This is a genomic window from Paenibacillus sp. TSA_86.1 (assembly GCF_052691815.1).
This window is the reverse complement of record NZ_JBQZGE010000002.1, coordinates 535,896-561,297: the sequence shown is the minus strand read 5'-3', so window position 1 is coordinate 561,297 and position 25,402 is coordinate 535,896. Positions and strand designations below refer to the sequence as shown.

The following is a 25,402-nucleotide window of genomic DNA, read 5'->3' as shown; positions in this document are numbered from 1 at the left end:
GAAGGAGGAAATCACAATGAAATATGCCGCAGCCAAAAAAATAACCGGAATACTGCTGGTGAGCAGTTTGCTTCTAAGCGGTTGCCAGTTCTCACCATCGTCGGCAGCCCGGGAGACGGCAGCAGATGTTAGTCAAGTGCAGACTCCTTCCCTGCCTGCCGGAGAAAAGCTGAAATCTGCATTTAGCGATGCCCGTATTCCCGGCATGATCGGTATCGCTCGAAACAATGCTTTGCAGCTGTTAATCAACGAAGAGACCGCCGAGATTGCCGTTGTTCATAGTAAGAGCGGAGAAATCTGGCGCAGTAACCCGGAAGAGCGTGAGAAGGATGGCATTGCAGCCGGGATTAACAAGGACCTTCTGTCCTCCCAATCCAGACTCAGCTTTTTCAACAGTTCAGGCCAGAGCAGTATGGTGAATTCGTACACGGACAGCGTTCGGCATAAACAAGTGAGTTATGAAGCATTGCCAAACGGAGTACGAGTGAACTATCAATTTGGCAGCACCGAGCGATCTATCGAAGATCTGCCAGTGAAGATAAGTAAAGAACGTTTTGAACAAAACGTGCTGGCAAAGCTCGATAAATCCGGAGAACGGGCGTTGAAAGTCGGATATGCGGAAGATAAAGATGAAGGCGTATACAATCGAATTGACAAGGCCATGCAAGGTCTACAGTTGACCCGCGCATTGAAAGCCTTTGAAGACGCCGGATACACAGAGGAAGACCTTCTCAAAGATCACGCCGAGCATGGCATTGAGCAAGAACGAAGCGGGCCACGCTTATTCATGCTCACGATGGAGTACGAACTGGACGGAGAGCAGTTGAAGGTACGAGTGCCCGCTTCAGGTATTCATTTTCCAGAAGAGTATCCCATCAACACCCTGTCTGTGCTGGAGTATTTCGGAGCTGGAGGTTCCAAAGAGGATGGATCAATTTTTGTTCCAGACGGTTCGGGAGCGCTGATTCATTTTAACAATGGCAAACTACAGTACCCTTCCTACCAGCAGGATATTTATGGCCCGGACTTAACGATGAAGCTGCGTGAAGCCAGTTCGAGCGAAAGCAAAGCGAGATTGCCTGTCTTTGGCGTGATTCGTCCGGAAGGCGCTTTCCTGGGCATCATCGAAGAAGGGGATGCGGTGGCGGTCGTGAATGCGGATATCAGCGGTAAACTGAACAGCTACAATAACGTATACCCCAGTTTTTATGTCGTGAACAAAAGTGATATTACACTTCAGTCCAGTGACATGGTTCGTACATTGCCGAAGTTCCAGAATAAACCGACGTCGTCTGACTTCGTGGTTCGTTACGCTTTTGTAGGTGCAGAGCAGGCTTCGTATTCCGGTCTGGCCTCGCTGTACCGGGAATACCTGGTACAAAATGAAAAACTTCCCGAACTGGAAGTATACGAGGGGCAGTCCACGATCCCGTTTTACCTCAAGCTGTTCGGTGGGATGACAACCAGAAAGCATATGCTTGGCATACCGTATAATTCCACGGAGGCTCTGACAACATTTGATGAGGGTAAAGCGATTCTTTCGAAATTGATGGAGAAAAAGGTGTCCAACATTCAGGTACGTTATGCAGGATGGTTCAATGATGGGTTGCACCACCGCTTGCCCAATACCATTAAGGTGGATGGAGTGATTGGCGGGAAAAAGGGAATGAAAGATTTTAGCGCTTTTACGAGTGCAGCAGGAATCGGATTTTATCCGGATGTATCCGTACTGAACGTGCAATCGAAGAAAGGATTCAGTCCATCAAGTGAGGCGTCCCGATCTTTGACACAGGAACCGGCGATCTTGTATCCAATGGATCTGGCTTTGGAGCGACGGGCGAAGGATCTATCTGCTTCCTATGTGCTCTCACCTAATGAGATTGAAGATGTGACAACAGATATGATCAAGGACATGAGACTGCTTGATGCGGGAGGCATTTCCCTGAAGGATATGGCAGAGCAGTTAAACAGCGATATGAATCCAAAAAAATTGCTGGATCGTACGCAGGCACTGGATGCGGTCCGAAAAGCGTTTGATCAGATTAAGCAACAAGCAGGCTCCATCGTGGCTGAAGGCGGCAACGCATATGCGCTGCCTTACGTTACCGGGCTTACGGATGCGCCGATGAGCAGCAGCCGCTTCAAACTGGAAGATGAGGAAGTTCCGTTTTTCCAGTTGGTCGTTCATGGCAGTATTCCGTATACCGGTTCGCCATACAATCTGTCCACGTATACCGATGCAAGGCAGTATGTGCTGAAGCTGATTGAATACGGAGCCAGCCCCTATTTTGCCTGGTTTAATGCCCCGGGCCATGTGGTGAAAGAAACGGATTATAACAATCTATATGCTGCGAATTACGAGCAGTGGATTGATCTGGCAGCGGAGATCTATACCGAAGTTAGTGAAGTAAACCAGTCGTTCACTGGACGTCCAATGATAGCCCATGAATCTTTGAGTGAAGGTGTATTCCGAACAACGTATGAAGGCGGAGGATATGTGATTGTCAATTACAATGACTCCCCTGTTGAGGTGGAGAACCATACTTTAGAAGCTTTAAGTTATGTGACTGGTGGTGAGCAGTTCTGAAGACACTCCTGAAATTCAAATGGGGAAGTCGTACGTATGCTCAGCAGAAAGCCATGTGGGGTGTCATCTACGTACTTCCGTGGCTGATCGGATTTGTATTGTTTTTCTTCGTTCCGTTGCTCGCGTCTCTGCGATACAGCATGAGCGCGATTCAAGCTAATGCAGAGGGAATTGCGATTCAATTTACGGGTTTTGCCAATTATATTCAGGCACTTACCGTCAATACAAGTTTTAACCGGGCACTGATTGAGTCCATTACAGACGTACTTGTGAATGTACCGCTTATTGTCATTTTCAGCTTGTTCCTTGCCGTAATTCTGAATCAAAAATTCAGAGGTCGCGCCATAGCAAGATCCATCTTTTTCCTGCCCGTTATTCTAGCATCCGGCGTCATTATGTCACTGGAAAGCACAAGTTTGATTGAAGCTGTGAACCAGAACAGCGCAGGCGGCAGTTCTTTTGGCACATTGGAACTGGAAGGTCTGATGCTCAATGCGGGCGTAAGTGAATGGATCGTTACGTATTTAAGCGGAGCAGTGGATCGAATCTACCAGATTGTCAGTCAATCGGGTGTACAAATACTGATCTTCCTGGCCGGTATTCAGACCATCTCCCCACAGTTGTATGAGGCGTCCAAGATGGAAGGGGCGACAGGATACGAGGCATTCTGGAAAATCACGTTTCCGATGGTCAGCCCGCTTATTTTTGTTAACGCGATCTATACGATCATTGACTCCTTTGCGAATAATGCGATGACCAAATTGATCCGTGATACGGGATTCGTCAAATTTGACTTTGGTCTTAGCTCCGCTATGGCATGGGTATATTTCGTAGCGATTGCTATTATTCTAGTGATTGTATCCATCATTTTCTCGAAACGAGTCTTCTATCAAGATTAGAAAGGAGGGTATTCCGCGTGACGACATCACGATTATTATCGCTTGAGCAATGGAAGAGCTGGCTATGGTCTGTCATCCGATTTGTTCTGATTACCGGACTTTCCTTTGTTATTCTGTTTCCGATATTTCAAAAAATTTCTACCTCAATCAAGGCCAAAGGGGATCTCTATTCGGCAGTCGTGGTATGGATTCCTCAGAACTTCTCGATCGACAATTTCAAGCAGGCGATTCGTGTCATGGATTATTGGGCTACGCTGTTCAACACGTTTGCGCTGTCCGCAACAACAACACTGCTGACTACAGCTTCATGCGCACTTGCAGGTTATGGATTCGCCAGACTGAAGTTCAAGGGAAGCAACTGGTTGTTTGCCGGTGTCATTCTGACGATACTCGTGCCGCCAACAACCATTCTCATTCCGGTGTATCTGAACCTGAAAAGCTTTGATCTCATGGGGCTGATGACGCTGTTTTCCGGGAAACCTGTCAACTTGCTCAATACGTACTGGCCGTTTATTCTGACAGCCGTTACCGCAAATTCACTCAAGGCAGGTTTGTATATCTTTATTTTCCGCCAATTCTTCAGAGGCATTCCGAAAGAAGTAGAGGAGGCGGCATACGTGGACGGCGCAGGGATCAGTCGCACATTCACCCGTATCATGCTGCCGAATGCCATTCCATCCATGGTCACCGTCATGCTCTTTTCCTTCGTATGGCAGTGGAACGACAGCTTCTACACGACGACGTATCTGACTTCCAGTAAAGTCATGTCAACGCAGCTATCGTCGTTGCCGTATAACCTGGCTCAACAGGTTACAGACGGTGCAGCGTCTCAGGCCGATCCATTCTATCTGAGCATGATTCAGGATACAGGTATTCTGCTGGCAATCCTGCCGTTAATTATCATTTATTTGTTCGTGCAGCGCTATTTCGTGGAGAGCGTGGAGCGTACAGGTATCGTAGGGTAGAACGATTGGGACGACGAGGTGTGCAGCTATATCATGTTAAGCATCCCCGAACGAAAGGAGGCAGATCTCATGCGTGATTCCAAGAAATATAACAAGGAAGCTTACATTGATAAGGTGAATGGCAGAGAATGGCTTACAGCTGATCGGTTGTGTTACAACCAGCTTAATCATTGGACATGGAATGGCTTAAGGGAGCGCGCGCCAACCGAGTCTGGATGAGGCTAAATCTTGATTTTGCTAAAATTCAGGTTTGAAGGCAGTTTCCTATCGCAGTAATGTAAGCCAATTCAATCAAACGGGAGGAATAGCAGTGAAAAAGTTCATGATGTCTTGCAAGCTTTTACTCGTTCTGGCATTACTGATTACGATTGCTCCATGGGGAGGCAGTAAAGCGGATGCCTGGGTAGGTATGCCTATGGGGAAACTAAAAGTGAGTGGCAAAAACTTGGTCAACAGCAACAATCAACCGGTACTTCTCAATGGTTGGCATCAGCCTTCCGGTGCATACTGGACGTATCAGGACAGTAATTATTACCTCAACCTTCATGGTAACAATCGTCATGCTGCAACATTGGCCTATTTGAAAGACATCACAGACACATTTGCGGATACCAGTCCGAAATATGGCAGCAATCATGGCTGGAAAATGAACCAGGTACGTCTGTTCATCGATCGTCAGGACATGGGAGATGTGGCGGCAGGTACATACAACTTTGCTGGTGTGCAGACTGTAACGCAGAACGTCATCATCCCTTATATCCAGTATGCAAAAACCAAAGGTGTATATGTCGTTCTGGGATTGGACTTCACCTTGAAGGATGATCAGGCTACGACAGCTGCCAACTTGCAAAAGTTCAATCAAATTTGGGGTTATCTTGCCTCCCGTCCAGAGATCAAAAGTGCGGACAATGTTCACTTCGAGCTGATTAACGAGCCGGTGAAATCGTATGCCAACGGACACTGGGGTGGATACAACGGGGAAAATGATTTCGTAGACCACTGGAATGATTTGCGTAACTTCCAAAATTCCATGATCTCCACCATTCGTAATCAAGGTGCGGATAACGTCATCTGGGCTGCGGGTCTGGGTTACAATCAGTTCTACAGCTTGACAGCAAGTCATCCATTGTCTGACCCTCTGAACAACTATGGTTATGCGGTACACTGGTATCCAGGTTACGGAGCTTATGACAACTTCAACATTCTGCAAGATCAATGGAATACGAACGTCAAGGCTGCTGCAGATAAATACCCAATCAACATCACGGAAGTGACTTGGTTCAAAAACAAACCAGGTGATTCAGCTTATTGGAATCTGTTCAACGGTAGTAATGAAGGTTTCGGAACGAACACCAAAAGGATTTTCAATGCGGCTGGTAATGTCAGCATTGCTGCACATATGAATGGTTTCATTCTGGAACCAGGTGCACGTAGTTCGTTCGCAGATCCTACAGCAGGACTGAAGTGGGACGGAGATGCGTCACGTAGTGCGATGGGACGATTCTTGTTCAACTGGTACAACGAGCGCTCGCAGAATTATGGCAGCGGTGGTAATCCAACCAACCCAACCAACCCGTCTACGGGTCTGGTGTCGGGGGCAACCTACAAAATTGTAGCCCGGCATTCTAACAAAGTCGTTGATGTTCCTGGGGGACAAGATCAGAACAATCTCCAGCTGCAACAGTGGAGTGATCTGGGCGGTAATCCTCAGAAGTGGGTATTGACTTCCATTGGAAGCGGCAACTATACACTGACAAGTGTGAATTCACCTGACAAAGTAATTGACATTCGTAACGGTACACAGACCAATGGCGAAGCCGTTCAGCTTATGAGCAATTTAAATACAACTGCCCAGCATTTCAAAGTCAATGATCTGGGTAATGGATACTGGAGCATCATCAACGTAAACAGTAACAAAGCGATTGAAGTGGAGAATGCTTCCACATCCGATGGAGCCAAGCTTCAACAGAACACGTACACAGGTGCAACGAACCAACAATGGAAATTTGTTGCCGTTAGCAATTAAGAGTGTAATTATTCATTTACTATAGTCTGCTGAATAACCTTTTCAAGTCTTCTGATGACTTGAAAAGGTTATTTTTATTGTGCTTATTTCTGCTATAACGGAATAAGCAGGTAGTGGGAAGTCATGTTTTAATTGTCTTTGTCTGGTGAAGCGGCACAATACACTTTAGAAATCAAGTATTGTATAGCTACAGGTGGAAATGTACCATAAGGAATAAGTTGTACCTTCACCACTCAGAAATGCCCGTTGTATCATGAAATAACGATCAGTTATACAGAATTGTAAGCGCTTGAATAGAAAAAGGGGGGGAGTACATTGAAGCTCCTATGGTCCAAATTTTCACCGATGTTCCGCCGTTTTTTGATTTCGTATGTCATCATTCTGATGATTCCGCAGATTGCCGGATATGCTTCTTACAGGGCATCCATAGAGGCGGCTCGGGCCAGCTCCATAGAGAATAGCCTGAAGTCCCTGAATCTGGGCAAAGAAATTATCGAGCGAAATCTGCTTCAGGTGGAGGCCTTCACAAGACAGCTTGCAATTAATCAGGAACTGTACCGTTTAATTGCCGAGCCGAAACCACGGGATGTTTACAATGTATATGGCATAGGTAAAATGCAGCGTAGTTTATCGATGTACAGCAGTACCAACGAATACTTATCTCATTTTTTTATTTACATTCCGAACTATAACGTCATTATTACGCCAACAACGGTCTACTACAGGCCAGAACATTATTATGCAGCCAATGCGATGGATGGGATGACATTCGAGCAGTGGAGCGAAAATATTTTGAAAAAACCGCATTTTAATGAAATTATTCCACTTCAAAACTACAAACGTGAAATAAGTAACAACGTACTTGCGAATGTGCCCGCAATCACCTTTTTGCAATCTTTACCGCTGAATAGCTTCAATAAACCGCAGGCGACGATTGGTGTTTTAATCGATGAAGATGAGATGGCAAACCTCACGCAGCATATTGTGGATCAGTATGGCGGCTGGACATTGGTTAGAGATGCTAACGGCGAAGTTATTTTTTCACGCGGTATTGAAGAGGGGGAAGCGCAGCGATTGGCGCAACATGTTGGGGACGATTTGAAAGAGGTTCGACCCATTGAAAATGAACGTCTGCTGATATCCATTCATTCGGATCGAAACGGTTGGAGTTATATGGCAGGTATTCCCGAGAAATCATTGATGACCAATGCGGATCAGATTAAACAAGTGACACTGGCATTCACTCTGGCCACGTTGGCGCTTGGCTTGGGTTTTGGACTCATTCTTGCCTACCGAAACAGTGCACCCATCTATAAACTGTTGTCCGCCTTTCGGGAACAAAGCAGTGAGCCTTCTGGCAAAAGACGTAACGAGTATGATTTTCTGGCAAGCCATATTCATCATTTGATTACCAATAATCAGTCGCTGGAGAACGCGCTGAATGAACAAATTCCGCTTTTGCGAGATGGATTCATCAAACGTTTGCTTACCGGTGAGTTTTATACTCCGCGAGAGCTGGAAGCAATCTCTTCACAGACCCAACTCTCCATTGAGAACAGCCATGGAATCACAGGTCTGCTCAAGGTGAACGGTTATGCCAGTCTGGATAGTGAAGAGACGATTCAGGAGCTTGGCGTTGCTAAACTGGTGATCAGACAGACGATGTCCGAGTGGAATGCCGATGTGCTAATGACCGACTGGGGCACGGATCAGATTGCTTTTATATGTCCCGTAACCGAAGTGCCGCTGGATGCCGCGATACGGCATTGTGAGTCTGAACTCAGCAGATTAACCGAACTCATTTATAAGGATTATCGGATATCCACAACCGTTGGCACCGGAGCAGCCTACGAAGTCTGGAATGATGTAGGCCGTTCATTTGATGAAGCCAAACAGGCCCTGGAATATGCGATTCATATGGGAGCAGACGAGCTCGTACGATTCGAAGATACATTGAAGGAAAATGAAATGTACTATTATCCGATTGAATCGGAGCAACGCCTGCTGAACACAATCAAGGCGGGGGAAATGGAGGAAGCTCTTCGCATCTTGGATCAGTTGTTTGCGCGAAATTTTGAAGAGCGTGAACTCTCATATGAGATGGTACAGCAGTTCATTATGGAGTTGAAGGGAACCTATCTGAAGCTGGATGAACCCAAAATCAAACACGATGATTCTTTTACCGCAGAATACAAAAACGGTGTCGCAAGTATTCAGATCACCGATTCTATTATGGTATTACGAGGCAAATTCAAACGGCTAACCGAAGAGATGTGCAAGGAAGTCCTGCGAAAAAGATCATCCACACATGCGGATACCGTACAAGAAATTACACGTTACATTGAAAATAATTATGGGGACGCGACTCTGACGATATGTCGGATCTCTGAACATATGGGTAAATCGGAAAAATTCATCTCCCAACTATTCAAAGAGCATACCGGAGAGAATCTTTCGGATTACGTGGAGCGGGTGAGAATAAATGCAGCATCTGGTCTGCTGTTAGAAAGCGGGCAAACCATCGATGAGATCGCTCTTTCTACCGGATATAACAGTGCACATTCCTTCCGCAGAGCATTCAAGCGTGTACGAGGCATTTCACCAAGTGTATTTCGGAAGATGGATAATCAGAGCGGTTAATGTACGCTTCGGATTTAGTATTCATGCGTATAATGTACGCTCATTTCCGAGGTGTACCTTTACGCTTACCTCAAGTCAAATTTATGATATGGGCACAAAGAAAGCGCTACCATACAAGGTGACGCTAACTTCAATAACCATAGGTATTTTTGACTGGGGGGATGATCCTGAGATCAACAATTACAAGTGAACACAAGTCGGGTGTGAAGGAGCGCAGACGATCAACGTTACAGCATGCGCTAGCCAGAAGTTTCAGAAGGCATTGGCAGTTATATCTGCTTATTTTGCCTCCGGTGTTGTACTTTATCATTTTCAAATATGTACCGATGGTGAATACAGTCCTCGCATTTAAGGATTATAACGTCATCAAAGGAATCTGGGGCAGCCCGTGGGCTGGAACCAAGTATTTCGACCTGCTTTTCCAAAATCCCGCTTTTATGACGTTAATCAAAAATACGCTGCTGATCTCGTTCTATAGCCTGATTGTCGGATTTCCTATCCCGATCCTGCTGGCACTGGCTTTGAATGAAATTAAAAACATGAGGTTCAAGAAAACCGTACAGATGGTGACCTACGCACCTTATTTCATATCCACAGTGGTTATGGTATCTATTATCATGCTTTTCCTCTCGCCTAGGCTGGGGATTGTGAACACGATTGCAGGCGCACTTGGATTCGAATCATTGAATTTCCTTGGAAATCCAGATATGTTCCGATCCATCTATGTGTTTTCCGATGTGTGGCAGACTATGGGATATTCAGCAGTCATCTATCTCGCCGCGCTTGCCGGCATTGACCCTTCGTTGTATGAGGCCGCCAAAGTAGATGGAGCTAATCGACTGCAGAAGATTATTAACGTGGATTTGCCCGGTTTGTTGCCTGCAGCCGTCATTATTTTAATTCTAAGCGTGGGCAATATTATGGCAGTCGGATTCGAGAAAATATATCTGATGCAAAACCCGTTAAACCTGTCCGCGTCGGAAATTATCTCAACGTATGTGTACAAAATGGGACTATTAAACGCCAATTACAGCTTTGCTACAGCGGTTGGTTTATTCAACTCTGTCATTAATCTCATCTTGTTGTTAGCCGTTAACGCCGCTGCAAAACGGCTGTCCAATACAAGCCTATGGTAACCACACAGAGGGGAGGAGACTTGAAGGATGTCTAATTTACAATCACAGACAGGTCGTTCACGAGCAAACCCTGTCATCAGAGAATCGCTTGGGGATCGCTTGTTTATTACGGCACTTTACATCATTCTGTCACTCGTGCTGGTTGCTGTGCTGTATCCTTTGATCTACATCGTAAGTTCGTCACTCAGTAGTCCGTCAGCTGTCTCTTCGGGCAAAGTCTGGCTGTGGCCGGTTGACCTGTCATTTGAAGGATACAAAGCCGTATTACGCAATGAACAAGTACTGATGGGATACGCGAACTCACTATTTTATACGGTATGTGGCACGTTTATCAGCGTGGCTTTGACCATTATGATTGCCTATCCACTATCCAAAAAGACCTTTGTCGGACGCAGCACGCTGATGATTTTCATTACATTCACGATGCTCTTTGCCGGTGGTTTGATTCCAACGTACCTGGTTGTTAAATCACTGGGGCTTATCGATACACGTTGGGCGCTTCTGATTCCAAATGCGATCTGGGTATGGCAAGTCATTATTGCACGAACCTTCTTTCAAAATTCCATACCGGAAGAGCTGTCAGAGGCGGCTGATATCGATGGCTGTAGTGATATTCGGTTTATCTTCAGTGTCATACTGCCGCTTGCCAAGCCTATTGTGGCGGTGCTGTCGTTGATGTATGCGGTTGGTCAATGGAACGCCTATTTCGACGCACTGATTTATCTGAAATCGCAGTCGCTCTACCCGCTACAGCTGATATTACGAAGTATTCTTATTCTAGGCAGCTCAGGCAATATGGATGCTTCCGAAATGATCAAGCAACAGCAGATGGCTGAACTGATGAAGTACTCCTTGATTGTCATGGCCAGCTTACCGGTTCTGATCATCTATCCTTTTGTACAACGTTATTTCGTGCAAGGGATGCTGGTCGGTTCGGTTAAAGGATAAGTCGATTACAAACTTTCATGAGGGAGAGGATTTTATTGAAGAAAATAAGTGCGCTCGGATTAACATTCGTGCTGGTTCTTACGTTGGTACTTGCAGGCTGCTCGTCCTCCGATAAGGGTAACGGGGAAGTGGATGCGAACGGGAAAGTCCCGATGAATGTATTTGTGCATCAAGGATCGGATATGAACCTTGCTACCAATAAATTCACCAAGAAAATGGAGGAAAAGTTCAATATCAAGTTCAACTGGACGACCGTTCCTTTTGATGGAGCAGCTGAAAAAAGACAGATCTCCCTGGCTTCCGGGGACTATCCGGATCTGTACATGCTCATCCCTTGGGTAGATCGTTTCTCACAGACTGACTTGTTGAAGTTTGGGCAACAGGGCGTGATTTTGCCACTTAATGATCTGATTGATCAGCATGCGCCTAACATCAAGAAAGTGCTTGAGAGCAATGAGTACTACAAAGCGATGAATACCGCACCGGACGGTAAAATCTATGGACTGACCGGGCTGAATGAATGTTTCCACTGTTCGTATCCAAACAAGATGTGGGTGAATACGAAGTGGCTCAAGAAGTTGAACATGAAAGAGCCAACAACGACAGAAGAGTTCCGGGAAATGCTGAAAGCGTTCAAAACGAAAGATCCGAACGGAAACGGCAAGGCAGATGAAGTACCACTGAGTGGTTCAACGGAGAACTTTGGTGTACACATTATTCCATATCTGATGAACGGTTTCATCTATAACGATGACCGGAATTACCTCATCCTGAATCAAGGCAAAGTTGAAACGGTAGCGAATAAACCGGAGTGGAAAGAAGGACTTACGTACATCAAATCCTTGTATGATGAAGGACTGATTGATCCGGGTGCTTTTACACAAAATGTCGGTGCCTTCAAGAAAATTGGAGATAATGCCGATGCACAGCTTCTGGGTGCAGGAGCGGCTATGCATCCGTCCTTGTTCGTAACTACGGCTGAAGGTTCACCATACGGCAATGATTATAATCCGATTCCACCATTAAAAGGGCCGAAGGCTGAATATGCTTCCTACAACTACCCCGTTGATCCAGGTGCGACCTTTGTCATAACGAATAAAGCCAGTGAGCAAACGCAGATTACAGCCATAAAAATGCTGGATTACTTCTATACACAAGAAGGAGCAATGGCTTCATATCTGGGAGAAGAAGGCACAAGCTGGAGCAAACCTGAAGAGGGAGAAGTGGCCTTGAATGACCAGGTGAAGCCGCTCTATAAAGCGATCCCACTTCCATCCGGAGAAGAACCTCGTAATGACAGCTGGGCTGCATTAAGCCAGTATAATCATCACCGGGCGTATCGCGATGCAGAAGTACAGGGAACAGACATCTATGCTAACGATGGGTATGAACGTCGCCTGTACGAAGCTACATTGTTGATGGAAGGTAAAGAACCTAAAGAAGTCTTCCCGCATTGGGCATTGTGGGTTGATCCATCCCTTGCAGATGAAACCAGCATGATGCAAACCAATATCAAGGATTATATTGACCAGAACGCGTTACAATTCGTCACAGGAGCAAAGAGTTTGGATAAAGATTGGGATGCGTATGTGAAAGGACTGGAAGGCCTGAACATGAATCGTTATCTGGAAATTATGCAGTCCGCTTATGATGCATCATCCGTATCATCCAAGTAAATAGAATTGAATAAAAGACGAGCCAGATTACGAAAATGCGGTCTGCTCGTCTTTTATTCGTCATTAATCAAAAGCCAATGCAGGGTTAGAGCTCCAGCAATTGCGCCAAAATTTCAAGTTCTAGTACATCCGATATCTTCCGCTTAAGGCAAGCATGGTGAAGAAATAAAGACAATTATCATAATAACGATGTTTTCCCTGGCGGAGCGGTGTGTTCCAGAATAACCGAATAAAAGCATCTGCATGAGGGCCATCTGCTGCGAGCGATGCCATCGCATTGGTTGCCAGCAAACCAACAGGGTGCAGAGCAGGTTCTTCAAAAGCCTCACCTTCAATCGTATACCGGCGATAATCCGCTACATCGATATCACTGAAAAAGGCCTGAATCCGATTGGATTGTTCAACTTGCCACGGATCTTTGCGGAACCATTCCCAGTCCAAGGCAATATTGGCTGCAACGCGATAGGCGTCGCTATAAAAATGCCTAAAATCACCATGCGGCTGAACGGGGGCAGGAGTCCCGTCATAATTGGCGTATTCAGGTGAAAGCCCGGTTACCGGATGACAAGTTGTATTCAGATATAAGCGGCTTGCTTCGGCAGCTTCTTTCCAAAATGTTCGGTCTGCTTCATTCGCGTACTCAGCAAACAATTCATAGAAGTGGGGAAGGTGATAGGACGGGTCACTGAAAGGTAACTCTGGAATAAACTTGATTAGCCGGTTACTTGGTTCCCACATGGGATCGCCTTGACCTTGTTCTCCTTGATGCAGACAGGCATGAAGAATCTTTCGAGCCTGAGTTTTGTAATCAAAAGGTGCAGGTCCGTCCCCCCAGCGATTCGAGGCGAAAAATAATGCCATAGCAAAAAATTCTTCACCGTCAGGAGCTGGCCCCGGAGACAGCCGGGTTCCGTCAGGCTTGCAATGCCACGCAAAGTAATCCTTGTATCGTCCTTCCGTATGCTGCATATAGGTATGAGCGTAGTTCCACAGGCGATCAAATTCCTCTTTTTTATCCATCTGTACAGCCATCATCATACCGTATGACATGCCTTCGGAACGAACGTCGTCGTTGCCCGTGTCCAGCATGTAACCTTTATCTTCATCAACGGGATAATAGATTCGTGTATGTTCATCTCCATAGAACAGATCATTCCATGTTTGTTCCAACCTCGCGTTGATTTCTTCTTCTGTATACCCCGATTTGTGAAAAAGATTAACATATGTACCTGTCTCATAAGCGCCTTTTCCAGTGATATTCATGTGATCCTCCTCCGAAAATGATTCACAGAATGCTTCGTTAATGCTTCATATAAATAAGTATAGCATTCGCGATACTGTTCAAATTAAAGCGTTTACATGGAAAATTATAGGTATGATATCCCATCTATTTCCATTTTGTGTTGCCGGTGATATATTTAGGCAAGTCCTATAGTTTATCAGGTTGTTGTTAAATTATGTAAGCGCTACACTCGGAGAGAAGGAGCCGCCTGATATCGACATCATTCTAGTCCAGGTTTCTTCATAAGACAGTACTTGGAGTGTAAAATTTTCGCTGGAAGGTTGGTGAGAATGCAACATGCTTGGCGATTCAGGAGATGTAGATGAGAATCAAGGAACTAATGCACCGCGTGACCCCGTAGGAGTTACAGTTTCATCGTTTGAGGCTGACTTTGATTACGATTCTCCGGCTTATCTTGACATGATCGACAGATCACTCCTGAGTGCAGGGAACAACGTCAGATTAAAGAGAGCGATCGGAAAAGCTAAACGTGGTGAGTCTGTAACTATAGCCTATATTGGGGGATCAATTACTCATGGCGCTGGTGCATCACCCATTCATCTCCAAAGTTATGCCTATCATTCCTATGATCACTTCAAAAGACTGTTTGCCCCTTTGAACAGCAATACGGTTCAGCTGATCAAGGCGGGGGTAGGCGGTACGCCTTCCCAACTTGGCATCATTCGTTATGATCGGGATGTGCTCCGGGATGGCAGCGTGCAGCCGGACATTGTCATTATCGAGTTTGCGGTAAATGATGCTGACGATGAAACGCGAGGGAACTGTTACGAAAGCTTAGTATTGAAAGCGCTTGCTTCCGGTAACGAACCAGCAGTCATTCTACTTTTTAGTGTATTCAAGAATGATTGGAATCTTCAGGATCGTCTTGCTCCGGTGGGCTTTCATTATGATCTGCCCATGGTGAGCATGAAGGATGCTTTAGTAGAGCAATTTCAGAAGGCGAAAGATGAAGGTGGCGTCATAACCAAAGAGCAATTCTTTTATGACATCTATCATCCCACCAATGTGGGGCATCGGATCATGTCCGATGCACTGGCGAATCTGTTTCGCGTTACAGATCGTACAAACCCTGATCAGAAAGAAGATGAATTAACGAAGTTACCAATTATCGGAAACGATTATGTAGGTGTTAAACTGCTGGATCGGAAAAACGGTGAAAAGATTGCTCGAATTGACTCAGGTAGCTTTTGTCAGACGGACACAGAGCTGCAGATGACCGAGATGGACGATCATGATTATGGTACACCGCTTTTTCCGAACAACTGGATGTATGTTCCCGGTGCAAGAGCAGAGCGGAAGGGTTTCAAGCTGCATTTGCGGTGCAGCCGGCTCATTCTGATCTTTAAGGACTCAGACAGCGATATGTTTGGAACGGCTCATATCAAGGTGGATGGCCAACGAACCAAACAGGCTGATCCCCACCAAGTGAACTGGACACACTGCCATGCCATGCTTCTATTTAATAACACGGAAGTTGATGAGCATCTTATTGAGATTGATATGGCGCCAGGACATGAGGAAAAGCAGTTCACAGTTTTGGGGTTTGGTTACGTGGACTAGGGCTTGTCTGAAAACGCTGAAGAAAGAAGATTTTGTTGAATTTTCGTTCCAAGCAAGGAAGTTTTCTGCAGGCGTGCCGGGGCACGTCAAGGGAAACTGACGCAGCAGGGGGCGAAAAGGCGGTAAAAGATGCACTTCAGTAGGTTTCAAGACACGTCATAGCAAACCTGGTATGAAGTTTAGAGGATTAAGCTAACCGTGAAGGGAGTAAAACAAATGATAGCTTCAGCATCTGCTGGTTTTGACCAGTATCGTGATAACATCAAACGCGGCGTAGTCGAAACGATAGAGTATGATTCCAAGGCGGTTGGCAACGTGCGTAAAGCGATGGTATATACGCCGCCAGGTTTTTCTTCGGAGCTTACCTATCCGGTACTCTATCTGCTGCACGGAATTGGAGGGGATGAGAAGGAGTGGCATACACATGGCTCTCCAGCAATCATCCTGGACAACCTCTATGCCGAGAATCTCATAGAGCCAATGATTGTCGTATGCCCCAATGGGCGTGCAATGTCTAACGACAGGGCAGAAGGTGATCTCTTTGATCCTGAGAAAATTCGGGCATTTGAACGATTTGAATCGGATCTGATTCAAGATCTTATCCCGCATGTGCAGTCTCGTTACCCAGCGACTCCATCGAGGGACAAGAGAGCTATCGCCGGCTTGTCCATGGGCGGAGGGCAGTCTTTAAACATCGGACTCCGCAACCTGGATCATTTTGCGTGGGTGGGTGCTTTTTCAGCAGCGCCAAACACCAAAACACCGGAGGTACTTATTCCTGATCCGGCTCAAGCTTCATCACTTCTGTCATTGCTTTGGGTGTCTTGTGGAGATCAGGACAATCTGATTCAGATTAGTGTTGATGTTCATGAGTATTTGAAGCAGCAAGGCATACCTCATATTTGGTATGAAGAGAGCGGGGGACATGACTGGCCCGTGTGGAAAAATGACCTTTATCTTTTTTCACAACGTCTCTTCAGGTAAATGCATACAAAAATAAAATATCAGGAGGGTTTTCCCTATGTTCAAATTCAGCAAAAAATTGTTGACCGTTGTTCTTGCAGCTTCTATGAGTTTTGGTGTGTTCGCCGCTACGACAGGTGCTACAGATTACTGGCAGAACTGGACAGATGGGGGAGGCACAGTTAATTCCGTGAACGGCTCCGGCGGGAACTACAGTGTCAGCTGGCAGAATACCGGTAACTTTGTTGTCGGTAAAGGTTGGACATACGGCACAGCAAATCGCGTGGTTAACTACAATGCAGGCGTATTCGCACCGTCCGGTAATGGATACTTGACGTTTTATGGTTGGACTCGAAATGCACTTATCGAATATTACGTGGTAGATAACTGGGGCACATACCGCCCGACAGGAACTTACAAAGGTACGGTAAACAGTGACGGGGGGACGTATGACATCTACACAACGATGAGATACAATGCTCCATCCATCGATGGGTATTCAACATTCCCGCAATACTGGAGTGTTAGACAATCCAAACGTGCAATCGGTGTGAACTCTCAGATTACGTTCAGAAACCACGTTAATGCTTGGGCGAGCAAAGGCATGAATCTGGGTAGCAGCTGGTCCTATCAGGTTTTGGCGACGGAAGGATACCAAAGCAGCGGTAACGCCAACGTAACGGTTTGGTAATTGCCATAACCTTTCGTTTTTCACGCTAGACTTAAGCAAGACAGATCTTCGGATCTGTCTTGCTCTCAATTTCCGTTTTAAAAGGAGACTTCCAGATGAGAAAGTGGATGGTATTTCTACTCATTGTAGCTGTTGTTGGATTAACTGCATGTTCGGCAGCCAGCGGTTCCACCGTGAGCGATGACCTTGTATTGGTAGAGGGTGGGGCATTCAAGAGCAGTAAAACCAGTTTTAGCGGTAAAGATATTACGCTGTCTGACTTTTACATTGGCAAATATGAAGTGACTCAGAAACAATGGGCTGACGTTATGGGGGACAATCCCTCCGCTTTCAAAGGCGAAGAACGACCCGTTGAACGGGTGAGCTGGTACGATGCAATCGAGTACTGTAATGCACGAAGTGTCAAGGAGAACCTGAAACCTTATTACACGATTGATAAAGAAACTATGGATACGAATAATAAGAATGAAAACGATAATGTCAAATGGACTGTAACCGTCAATGAAGATGCGAATGGATATCGTCTGCCTACGGTAGAAGAATGGGAATATGCCGCAAGCGGCGGACAAAAGAGTGAAAATTTTACGTATAGCGGAAGCAACAATCCAGACGAAGTAGCGTGGTACTGGATGAATGCGGGAGAAAAACCGTTAACAGGAGACTGGAACTGGCCTGCAATCGAAAATAATCGGAATCAAACCAAACCAGTCGGTCAGCAAAAGGCAAACGAGTTAGGGATTTTTGATATGTCCGGCAATGTGAGAGAATGGTGCTGGGACTGGCACAAACATCCGGAAACCCCGGACAACACCTGGAGAGTTAGCAAGGGAGGCGGCTGGGTTAGTAGTGTAAATACAGAAGAGATTTCATATCCAGGAAAATTCGACGCGAATGGCCTTGGTCCCGATCAGGGATTGCGAGTCGTACGTAGTAAATAACGAGGCCCGTTCATTAAAAAGGGGCCTTTATATATTTTGCCTGGAAAGGGGACAACAATCTTAAAAAATGAATATGCTTTCTTTAAACTTTGCTATAGTTTGGCAATTATGATCCGTATAAAATGGAAATACCAACCAATGTAAGCGTTTTAATATCGAAGCGAATCCATCTTTAGTCATGAAACTCAAGAACGGAATGATCGTTTCACTCATTCGTTTACACGGTTGGAATCCGTAATGGAGGTGTATGATGAAAAGGAAGACGTGGTTTACATTAATGGTATCGGGTGTGGTTTCATTATTTATTTCAGTAAGCGCTTTCGCTGGGTGGGTGTTTTGGGAACCACTGACGTATCACAATGCAAGTACCTGGCAGAAAGCAGATGGGTATTCCAACGGTTCCATGTTCAACTGTACTTGGCGGGCGAATAATGCTAATTTTACGAATGATGGCAAGCTGCGGTTGAGTCTGACAAGTCCTTCGAACAACAAGTTTGATTGCGGAGAATATCGGTCAACGAATACTTACGGGTATGGTCTGTATGAAGTAAGCATGAAACCTGCTAAAAATACAGGGATTGTCTCCTCCTTTTTCACCTATACCGGTCCTGCTCATGGCACCCAATGGGATGAGATTGATATCGAATTCCTGGGTAAAGACACAACGAAGGTCCAATTCAATTATTATACAAATGGCGTCGGAAATCATGAGAAAATCGTAAATCTGGGCTTCGATGCGTCCCAGGGATTCCATACGTATGCGTTTGATTGGCAGCCAGGGCATATCAAGTGGTATGTAGATGGTGTGCTGAAGCATACAGCTACAACAAACATTCCGAAGACACCAGGTAAAATTATGATGAATATCTGGAACGGAACGGGTGTGGACAGCTGGCTTGGCTCATATAACGGCGCTAACCCGTTGCATGCTGAATATGATTGGGTGAAATATACAAGTAATTAACAGGGGCTCATGACACGTCCTAATCAGGAGTAGCTAAATAACTACATGAAACAGAGGAGTAGATCTTATCCATACTCCTCTGTTTTTTTATGTTTCTTTTCCATCTTTACAGAACGAAAGAAACGTAAGATGATGAGGGAAAAGCGTGGAAAACGCACTTAACTTTGAGAGGATGAAAAACCATGAATATGCAGGAGAACAAAAACCCGTCATCCGAGCAGTTTATAGAGCTGTTAGGTCAACCATATGATTCCAAACAGGTACAAGCTTTATTGGAACCTTACGGTATAAAAAGAGTAGCGAGACCGGACAGCCCTTTTCAAGATGACATCATCTGGTCAGTTAAAGCATCTATTCGCATCGATGTGTATCGTTCTCCTAAAATCAATGAACTGACTGGACGTGATGACCTCTCATCCGAAGAATGGATCATTGGAGCGATTCATTTTCTTGCACCGGGGTCAGATGACCGGATCAAAAAGCCGTTTCCCGGACAGCTGCCGAAGGGGATGACGATGAACGCTGCCCCTGACGAATGGACCGATGCGTACGGACAACCGGATATCTATGAGCAAGGTGATTGGATTGGAGGAAGCGGCCCCTATCTGGCGTGGCGCAAGTCCGGTATGAATATTTCTGTTGAATATGAAACGGATGAGAACGGCACCAACACCAGGATCTTGTGTGTTACCTTCTGTCTGATTGGCTGCATTGGTGCATGGCGTAAGGATTATCCGGAAGTGTTTGCACCGTGACAGAACTGAGGGACGTAATGGGGACGTTGTACTAATGCAACATCCGTATTCACTTTTTAATATCCTAAATTAATACAATAAATGTTGCAATATTAGTATGGGCATCCATATGGTTCATTCATTATGATGGACTCTGTAGACAACATCACTACATACAGGGGGACACACAAGTTGAAAACAATCAAGAAAAGAAAGATTGGCGGTTTGGCTTTGGCCGGAATGTTGGCGCTTTCAGCAGTTCTGAGCGGATGTAACAGCGGAGCAAGTAAAGAGGCTACACCCAGCACACCGAGTGCTACAATGGAATTGAAGGACGGGAAGTATGATCCACCCGTAAAGCTTACTTATTTGCGTCCTTGGGGACCGGAAATCAAATTCAAATCTGGTGAAGATCAGGACAATAACGTGCACACGAAATGGGCGAAAGACAAACTCGGCATTGAATTGAAAAATCAATGGGTGTCGCCATCCACAAACAACGCGTTTGAAACGAAGCTGCGCTTGTCGCTGGCTTCCAATGCGGAAATGCCGGACATTATCTCGTATCGCGGCGACTTCAATCTGGCACGCGAGTTGATTGAAACAGGCAAGTTCGTCGATGCAGGTGAATTGTTTGATAAATATGCAAGTGATACCTGGAAAGCCGCAGTGAATGAAGATCCTTCCGTATGGTATCCGTACATGCAGGATGGTAAACGGATTGGTATTCCAATTCTTGATTACTCCTACAATAGTGATCCAGTGATGTGGATTCGTGAGGATTGGATGAAGAAGTTTAATTTGAAAGCACCTGAAACGCTGGCTGATCTTGAAGTGATTATGGAAACGTTTACGAATAAAGACCCGGATGGCAATGGTAAAAAAGACACATACGGTCTGACGATCGGATTCAAAAACTTTTTGAGCACATGGATGTCTGATGCTGGCTGGATCTTCGGAGCCTACGGTACGATGCCAAATCAGTGGAATTTAAACGCAGAAGGCAAACTGGAGTACGGCTCTGTAAACCCTGGATCGAAACAAGCTTTGGCAACACTGGCTGACTGGATGAAAAAAGGCTACATCCCAGAAGAAGCCGGGGTATATGATGAAACCAAAGCAGCAGAAGAGTTTACAGCAGGTAAAGCAGGGATTGTTGTGGGGCCTCACTGGATGCCTTCATGGCCGCTCGAAGATGTGAAGAAAAACAATCCGGAAGCGGAGTACAAAGCTTACCCGATTCCATCTGGACCTGATGGCAAAGCAGGCAGACGAGGTACCGCGAACGACAATGGTGTAATTCTGATTAACAAAGATATGAAGAACCCGGAAGTCTTTTTCACATATCAAAATTATCTATTCGATCACTTTGCAAATCCAAAAGCAGGTGACGAATTCGAACACGGCTTCGCTGAAGGATATGACTGGGCAATGAAAGACGGCAAACCAACAACAGATGCTGGTGTGACAGGCGGTTATGCTCCTGAGAAATATACATTAACCTTTGATGGTGCACGTATCCCGAGTCTGAACATGAGTACACTTGCGAAGTTTGCTAACGGTGAAGAAGCAACAACACCTTTCGAGAAAAAACTCAAGTCTGGCGTACCGACACCAATGGTGGAAGCAGCCAAGATTGTTCAAGATCAAAAAGATATCGCATTAAAACAGATGTTCACGGGTGCGCCAACCATGTCAATGCAAATGAATAACGATATCTTAACCAAAATGGAGAAGGACCTGTTCTCGCAAATCATCTATGGTAAAGCTCCAATCGAGGCATTTGATACATTTGTAGAAAAATGGAAATCTTCCGGTGGAGATCAAAATACGAAGGAAGTTAATGAGTGGTATCAATCCGTAACTAGCGGGAAGTAAGTACGAGCGAACCAACCTGATCTTGTCCGTTATTTCATTCTAACCAAGCTGCTAAAGCAGGTGGGAAAGTATAAAGAAAAGGCCTTGCTGGAAACCATTCCAGTGAGGCCTTTTTGCTTCACACCGGCAGATTCTCTCTATATTCCTGCGGTGTCAGATCGTAGAATTTTTTGAATACCCGGATAAAATAAGCTGTATTATTGTATCCGACAAGCTCTGCAATTTCGAATACCTTGGCGCCGGACGAGCGCAAATAATAAGCTGCTTTTTCCATCCGTAACCGATAGACATAAGCTGTCAGCGCTTCTCCAGTCTCCGCCTTATACACTTTGGAAAGATAAACAGGGTGCAGGTGGACATGTTCGGCAATAGCCGGTAAGGAAACATCGGAAGCCAGGTGCAAATCCACAAAGCTTTTGACACTGCGAACGATGGTACTATGATTATCCTTAAGCTCCTGTTCTGCGTCTTCACTGATGGAATGAAGTGTGCGAATCGACCAGTCTTTCAACTGCTGGGCGGTAGCATAGCTTGGAGCTTGAAAGTACTTAAACATTTCAGCAGGAAGGACAGAAGAAATCTGTTTTCCATTCTTATGGATGATATAAGCAAAAGCTCCTGCCAGGGCATGGTAAACCTCGATCGTCGTTTCTGCGATATCATGATGTTGCGCCGATTCGAGCAATTCCTCGAAAATGACCTCAATCTTCTGTTCCACATCGTCAAAGCGGCCAGCTTCCAGAAGACTGATTAGGGTTGGAGGCTTGTACAGAGAGCGTATGGCTGGCAAGGGGTGTACATCCTTATCATCCGAAGCCGTGATGAACAGGCCTTGGGCCTGTCCCATACGCTTACGCATGGATCTGACAGCACTCTCATAAATCTCGCCGATCTCATAAGGGAACTTGCCCCAATGGGAGACAGAGATGGATATAGCTCCTTTTAGATACAGTTGAACATTCGTCTGAATCTGGGCAGCATAATGCTCAAGCAGGGTCTGCGGTTTCTCCTCTTTGTTCATGCTCTGAGGCACACCCTTTTTAACACTAACCAGTACCACCAGATAATCATGGACATCCCGCGTATGCCAGATATGAAAATGGTGCTGCATGACTTCGCTGATAATATTAGAGATGGCATACTGCATCAGCGACAGATCGTAATCGGCCATTTCGGACAGATGCTCCTCCATGCGGATCACAAGCATCCCGAGTTCTTCTCCAACAGAATAGGGCAGTTCCAGAAGCTCCAGCTTGTCCGCAAGTGCGGAGGAGGAATACGTTTTGCCTGTGAGTAATTCATGAAGCATCGTGGACTGCAGCAGAGGCAGGTTATCTTGAAACGCATGTAACGCCCGTTGATACGAAGCGGCGGTTTCCCATTTTTGCTTGATCCGATCAACAAGCCGTTGTACGGTTTCGATCAGATCTTCATCACTTACAGGCTTCAGCAAATAATCAAAGCTTTCCTGAGCCATCGCTTGTTTGGCGTATTCGAAGTCGGCAAAGCCCGAGAGTAAAATAGTCTGCACATGTGACCATTTTTCATGAATTGCCGTGATTAACTCAATACCGGACATTCCCGGCATGCGGATATCAGTGATTACGATATCAATATCATGATTCTCCATAATTTCCAGTGCTACGGCACCTGACAAGGCTTCGTGTACTGCGCCGATCCCGCAACTTTCCCACGGAATGGTTTCCGCCAGCGTTTCTACAACGGAACGTTCATCATCGACTAACAAAATTTGTAACATGCACTTCACCTACTCATTGATATTGTTGTACCATGTAATGCTTACCTTAACGCCTCCGCTAAGCGTATGTTCATAGCTCAGACCCGCGTCTTCACCATACAAAAAAGACAAACGCTGATGAACATTCCAAGTTCCGCATCCCATGTTGCCATCGAGCGGTTTGTTAAGATTATCAACCAACTCTTGCATCTGATTCTCGGTCATACCCAGCCCGCTGTCTTCGACGGTTATCGTACACATTTCATCCGTATGATAGCCTGTTATGTTGATATGCCCGTCTTCTGTACGGGGTTCAATGCCATGGATGATAGCGTTCTCAACGATAGGTTGTAAGCTTAAACGTGGTAACGTTTTATGCAGCATATCGTCCGGCACCTCGATGGTAAAATGCATGCGTTCCAGCCGAAGAGCCTGGATTTCCAGGTAGTTTTTCACCATAGTCAACTCTTCCTTGATGGTGGCCTGATCATTCTCGGATCTTGTGATGTACCGATAATACTCACCTAAATTAAGAGCCATCGCCACAACGGCTTTCTCATTTTTCATCCTCGCCATATTTTTAATGTAGAAGAGGCAATTGTAAAGAAAATGCGGATTAATCTGTGATTGCAACTGCTTCAAAGTAGCCTCACGTCTTCGGAGTTGTTCCTCGTATACGTTCTCAATCAACTCTTGAATTCGCTGTGCCATGATGTTAAATCGTGCAAACAATAAACTGAATTCATTACGTGACGAATGATGTAATCGCACAGAGAAATCTCCAGTCGACAAACGGTTCGTTCCCTTCACCAGTTGAAGCAATGGAAGCTGTACACTACGATACAGCACATACAACACTACAATGCTCATAGCAATCAAAACGGCTATGGAAGCGTAGAAGAGATTACGACTATTTGTGATCGGCCCTAGAATTTGCTGCATAGGCACGTAGTCTACATAGTACCATCCCAGACTGCCTGACTGTATGTACGAAACATAGTACTCTGTGCGGTCAAGTGTCGTGGTGAATCCGCCTTTTCCCTGCAAAGTCATCTCTTTCAGCTTGGACTGAATCTCATTTAACGTGCCGTTTCCGCTCGTGTTGCTAATTAAGCCAAACTCGGGATGGAACATAAAAGGGTCACCGTTGTTATTCAATTTGTTCTGATCCAACATACGGGTCAGATGATGCACGGGAAAGCTGATTTTAGTAATTAGTCGCGACCTCCCAGGGGTGCCCATCGCTGTTGTTGGATCGGTCGTGTACCACTCGAATTGATTATGCTTATATGCCCATGATTTCGAAAGTGGCTTGGAAAATTCATCCTCTTCATACGGGATATAAGCATAATAATCTGTGGAAATGACTTTTTGCAACCTTGGAAAATAAAGGGTGATGGTGGAATGCCATTTGCTGGCTGCATTATACAGATTTATTTTTTCGAGAATAGCACTGCCAACTTTGACACGTTCATAAGGCACATCTTTGTAATCCGGCCGCTGATATTCCTGTATGCTCGAATCCTGCCCAATGGACATCCCATAGAGGGATAGTTGGTAAATATTGGATTCTACAGAGTCGGCAAAAGTGGACAAATGATTCATGGTATTGTTCTGAATTTCGTGTTCGATCACACGTACACTTTCCCGGTTTGAATAGGTGTACAAGAACAAAACCAGGACAAGCAATGCTACAAACAACAGTGTAATTTTGGTAAAGACATTCAGACGTGCGAACATTGCTGGGCCTCCTCAA

19 protein-coding genes are annotated in these 25,402 nt (G+C 45.5%); 16 read left to right on the top strand and 3 right to left on the bottom strand.

Going from position 1 to position 25,402, the window contains the following annotated elements:
• Positions 1-16: 16 nt before the first annotated feature.
• From ACUTVW_RS08525 to ACUTVW_RS08485, 9 genes are all read left to right on the top strand, one after another.
• Complete coding sequence (locus ACUTVW_RS08525; protein WP_445645372.1) at positions 17-2,587, top strand: DUF5696 domain-containing protein; 2,571 nt, start codon at positions 17-19, stop codon at positions 2,585-2,587.
• Positions 2,588-2,640: 53 nt separating this feature from the next.
• Positions 2,641-3,486, top strand: a complete 846-nt coding sequence (locus ACUTVW_RS08520) for a carbohydrate ABC transporter permease (protein WP_445645371.1) — start codon at positions 2,641-2,643, stop codon at positions 3,484-3,486.
• A gap of 17 nt (positions 3,487-3,503) precedes the next feature.
• Entirely contained in the window at positions 3,504-4,451 is a 948-nt protein-coding gene (locus ACUTVW_RS08515; protein ID WP_434751176.1) for a carbohydrate ABC transporter permease, read from the top strand.
• Positions 4,452-4,520: 69 nt separating this feature from the next.
• Entirely contained in the window at positions 4,521-4,670 is a 150-nt protein-coding gene (locus ACUTVW_RS08510) for a hypothetical protein (protein WP_445645370.1), read from the top strand.
• A gap of 91 nt (positions 4,671-4,761) precedes the next feature.
• Positions 4,762-6,477: an RICIN domain-containing protein gene (locus tag ACUTVW_RS08505; protein ID WP_445645369.1), complete on the top strand. Its 1,716-nt coding sequence runs from the start codon at positions 4,762-4,764 to the stop codon at positions 6,475-6,477.
• 315 nt (positions 6,478-6,792) lie between these two features.
• Positions 6,793-9,117 (top strand): helix-turn-helix domain-containing protein, encoded by a 2,325-nt coding sequence (locus ACUTVW_RS08500; protein ID WP_445645368.1) that lies wholly within the window; start codon positions 6,793-6,795, stop codon positions 9,115-9,117.
• Between the two features lie 281 nt (positions 9,118-9,398).
• Positions 9,399-10,253, top strand: a complete 855-nt coding sequence (locus ACUTVW_RS08495; RefSeq protein WP_445645494.1) for an ABC transporter permease — start codon at positions 9,399-9,401, stop codon at positions 10,251-10,253.
• A gap of 27 nt (positions 10,254-10,280) precedes the next feature.
• The gene (locus ACUTVW_RS08490; protein ID WP_445645367.1) at positions 10,281-11,201 is read left to right on the top strand and encodes a carbohydrate ABC transporter permease; all 921 of its coding nucleotides are present in this window, start codon (positions 10,281-10,283) and stop codon (positions 11,199-11,201) included.
• Between the two features lie 17 nt (positions 11,202-11,218).
• Positions 11,219-12,877, top strand: a complete 1,659-nt coding sequence (locus ACUTVW_RS08485; RefSeq protein ID WP_445645366.1) for an ABC transporter substrate-binding protein — start codon at positions 11,219-11,221, stop codon at positions 12,875-12,877.
• 120 nt (positions 12,878-12,997) lie between these two features.
• Here the strand turns inward: ACUTVW_RS08485 and ACUTVW_RS08480 are convergent, their stop codons facing one another.
• Positions 12,998-14,140, bottom strand: a complete 1,143-nt coding sequence (locus ACUTVW_RS08480; RefSeq protein ID WP_445645365.1) for a glycosyl hydrolase family 8 — start codon at positions 14,138-14,140, stop codon at positions 12,998-13,000.
• A 316-nt stretch (positions 14,141-14,456) separates the two neighbouring features.
• On the opposite strand from ACUTVW_RS08480, the gene ACUTVW_RS08475 reads away from it, so the two are divergent.
• From ACUTVW_RS08475 to ACUTVW_RS08445, 7 genes are all read left to right on the top strand, one after another.
• Positions 14,457-15,740, top strand: coding sequence for an SGNH/GDSL hydrolase family protein (locus ACUTVW_RS08475; RefSeq protein ID WP_445645364.1), 1,284 nt, complete (start codon positions 14,457-14,459; stop codon positions 15,738-15,740).
• Between the two features lie 216 nt (positions 15,741-15,956).
• Positions 15,957-16,724 (top strand): alpha/beta hydrolase, encoded by a 768-nt coding sequence (locus tag ACUTVW_RS08470; RefSeq protein ID WP_445645363.1) that lies wholly within the window; start codon positions 15,957-15,959, stop codon positions 16,722-16,724.
• A 37-nt stretch (positions 16,725-16,761) separates the two neighbouring features.
• Positions 16,762-17,394 carry a glycoside hydrolase family 11 protein gene (locus ACUTVW_RS08465; RefSeq protein WP_445645362.1) on the top strand — a complete coding sequence of 211 codons (633 nt, stop codon included), beginning with the start codon at positions 16,762-16,764 and terminating at the stop codon, positions 17,392-17,394.
• A gap of 95 nt (positions 17,395-17,489) precedes the next feature.
• Positions 17,490-18,332, top strand: a complete 843-nt coding sequence (locus tag ACUTVW_RS08460) for a formylglycine-generating enzyme family protein (protein WP_445645361.1) — start codon at positions 17,490-17,492, stop codon at positions 18,330-18,332.
• 250 nt (positions 18,333-18,582) lie between these two features.
• The gene (bglS, locus tag ACUTVW_RS08455) at positions 18,583-19,296 is read left to right on the top strand and encodes a beta-glucanase (RefSeq protein ID WP_145330760.1); all 714 of its coding nucleotides are present in this window, start codon (positions 18,583-18,585) and stop codon (positions 19,294-19,296) included.
• Positions 19,297-19,478: 182 nt separating this feature from the next.
• A complete protein-coding gene (locus ACUTVW_RS08450) occupies positions 19,479-20,051 on the top strand; it encodes a hypothetical protein (protein ID WP_445645360.1) in 573 nt (190 codons plus the stop codon).
• Between the two features lie 171 nt (positions 20,052-20,222).
• Positions 20,223-21,908, top strand: a complete 1,686-nt coding sequence (locus tag ACUTVW_RS08445; RefSeq protein WP_445645359.1) for an extracellular solute-binding protein — start codon at positions 20,223-20,225, stop codon at positions 21,906-21,908.
• A gap of 118 nt (positions 21,909-22,026) precedes the next feature.
• Here ACUTVW_RS08445 and ACUTVW_RS08440 read toward each other — a convergent pair whose 3' ends face one another.
• Both ACUTVW_RS08440 and ACUTVW_RS08435 read right to left on the bottom strand, forming a co-directional pair.
• Positions 22,027-23,667 carry a response regulator transcription factor gene (locus tag ACUTVW_RS08440; RefSeq protein ID WP_445645358.1) on the bottom strand — a complete coding sequence of 547 codons (1,641 nt, stop codon included), beginning with the start codon at positions 23,665-23,667 and terminating at the stop codon, positions 22,027-22,029.
• Between the two features lie 9 nt (positions 23,668-23,676).
• Positions 23,677-25,386, bottom strand: a complete 1,710-nt coding sequence (locus ACUTVW_RS08435; protein ID WP_445645357.1) for a sensor histidine kinase — start codon at positions 25,384-25,386, stop codon at positions 23,677-23,679.
• Positions 25,387-25,402 lie beyond the last annotated feature (16 nt).

Excerpts from the sequence above, each read along its gene's own strand:
- ACUTVW_RS08520 (WP_445645371.1), top strand. The coding sequence starts at position 2,641 with ATGTGGGGTGTCATCTACGTACTTCCGTGGCTGATCGGATTTGTATTG.
- ACUTVW_RS08485 (WP_445645366.1), top strand. The coding sequence starts at position 11,219 with ATGAGGGAGAGGATTTTATTGAAGAAAATAAGTGCGCTCGGATTAACA.
- ACUTVW_RS08525 (WP_445645372.1), top strand. The coding sequence starts at position 17 with ATGAAATATGCCGCAGCCAAAAAAATAACCGGAATACTGCTGGTGAGC.
- ACUTVW_RS08470 (WP_445645363.1), top strand. The coding sequence starts at position 15,957 with ATGATAGCTTCAGCATCTGCTGGTTTTGACCAGTATCGTGATAACATC.
- ACUTVW_RS08465 (WP_445645362.1), top strand. The coding sequence starts at position 16,762 with ATGTTCAAATTCAGCAAAAAATTGTTGACCGTTGTTCTTGCAGCTTCT.
- ACUTVW_RS08480 (WP_445645365.1), bottom strand. The coding sequence starts at position 14,140 with ATGAATATCACTGGAAAAGGCGCTTATGAGACAGGTACATATGTTAAT.
- ACUTVW_RS08490 (WP_445645367.1), top strand. The coding sequence starts at position 10,281 with ATGTCTAATTTACAATCACAGACAGGTCGTTCACGAGCAAACCCTGTC.
- ACUTVW_RS08450 (WP_445645360.1), top strand. The coding sequence starts at position 19,479 with ATGAATATGCAGGAGAACAAAAACCCGTCATCCGAGCAGTTTATAGAG.
- ACUTVW_RS08510 (WP_445645370.1), top strand. The coding sequence starts at position 4,521 with ATGCGTGATTCCAAGAAATATAACAAGGAAGCTTACATTGATAAGGTG.
- bglS (WP_145330760.1), top strand. The coding sequence starts at position 18,583 with ATGAAAAGGAAGACGTGGTTTACATTAATGGTATCGGGTGTGGTTTCA.
- ACUTVW_RS08460 (WP_445645361.1), top strand. The coding sequence starts at position 17,490 with ATGAGAAAGTGGATGGTATTTCTACTCATTGTAGCTGTTGTTGGATTA.
- ACUTVW_RS08440 (WP_445645358.1), bottom strand. The coding sequence starts at position 23,667 with ATGTTACAAATTTTGTTAGTCGATGATGAACGTTCCGTTGTAGAAACG.
- ACUTVW_RS08475 (WP_445645364.1), top strand. The coding sequence starts at position 14,457 with ATGCTTGGCGATTCAGGAGATGTAGATGAGAATCAAGGAACTAATGCA.
- ACUTVW_RS08435 (WP_445645357.1), bottom strand. The coding sequence starts at position 25,386 with ATGTTCGCACGTCTGAATGTCTTTACCAAAATTACACTGTTGTTTGTA.